General features: G+C 59.9%; 1 protein-coding gene. It reads left to right on the top strand.

What is annotated here, in order from left to right; translation table 11 throughout:
- Positions 1-1,146: cysteine--tRNA ligase (cysS, locus tag ACIOWE_RS13245; protein WP_401391869.1), on the top strand; the 1,146-nt coding region annotated here is incomplete at its 5' end.
- Positions 1,147-1,306: the final 160 nt, after the last annotated feature.

Raw genomic sequence — 1,306 nt, 5'->3', positions numbered from 1 at the left:
CAGAAAGCTTACACGATCGAAACGATGACAGAGCCCATGAACGCCGCGATGCACGAAGACGAAGCGCGCCTGAACATCAAGAAGCCGGACATGGAGCCGCGTGCCACGGATCACATTCCGGGCATGCACGCGATGATCCAGACCCTGATCGACAAGGGCTACGCCTACGCCTCGGGCAATGGCGACGTGTACTACCGCGTCGGCAAGTTCATGGGCTACGGCAAGCTGTCGCGCAAGAAGATCGAAGACCTGCGCATCGGTGCGCGGATCGAGGTCGACGAAGCCAAGGAAGATCCGCTCGACTTCGTCCTGTGGAAAGGCGTCAAACCGGGCGAGCCAAGCTGGGAATCGCCGTGGGGCGCCGGGCGTCCGGGCTGGCACATCGAGTGCTCGGTGATGTCGACCTGCTGCCTCGGCGAAACTTTCGATATTCATGGCGGCGGCAGCGACCTCGAGTTCCCGCACCATGAAAACGAAATCGCCCAGAGCGAAGCGGCCACCGGCAAGACCTACGCCAACGCGTGGATGCATTGCGGCATGATTCGCATCAATGGCGAGAAGATGTCCAAGTCCTTGAACAACTTCTTCACCATTCGCGACGTGCTCGACAAGTACCACCCGGAAGTCGTGCGTTACCTGCTGGTATCGAGCCACTACCGCAGCGCGATCAACTACTCGGAAGACAACCTCAAGGACGCCAAAGGCGCACTCGAGCGTTTCTACCACGCGTTGAAAGGCCTGCCGAGCGTTGCGCCGGCTGGCGGCGAAGCGTTCGTCGAGCGTTTCACCACAGTGATGAACGACGACTTCGGCACACCGGAAGCCTGCGCGGTGCTGTTCGAGATGGTCCGTGAGATCAACCGCCTGCGTGAGAGCGATCTCGATGCGGCGGCCGGTCTGGCGGCGCGTCTGAAAGAACTGGCGAGCGTGCTGGGCGTGTTGCAGCTCGAAGCCGATGACTTCCTGCAGGCGGGCGCCGAAGGGCGTGTCGATGCGGCTGAAGTCGATGCGCTGATTGCTGCGCGTCTGGCAGCACGTGCGGGTAAGGATTGGGCTGAGTCCGATCGTATCCGTGATCAGCTGACGGCGATGGGCGTTGTGTTGGAAGACGGCAAGGGTGGGACTACCTGGCGTCTGGCTGACTGATCGCTGTGTTTGGCTTCAAAACAAAACCCGCTTTGAGCGGGTTTTTGTTTGGCTGCGAAAAGAGCCCCTCACCCTAACCCTCTCCCTGTATGTACCGGACACATGGTGGACAGGTGTTCGGACACATGGTGGACACTTTTTAATAGACACATTGCTCATC

The sequence above is a fragment of the Pseudomonas sp. NPDC087598 genome (assembly GCF_044743525.1).
GTDB lineage: Bacteria > Pseudomonadota > Gammaproteobacteria > Pseudomonadales > Pseudomonadaceae > Aquipseudomonas.
The sequence above is the reverse complement of the archived record's forward strand: the minus strand, read 5'-3'. Positions and strand labels throughout refer to the sequence as shown.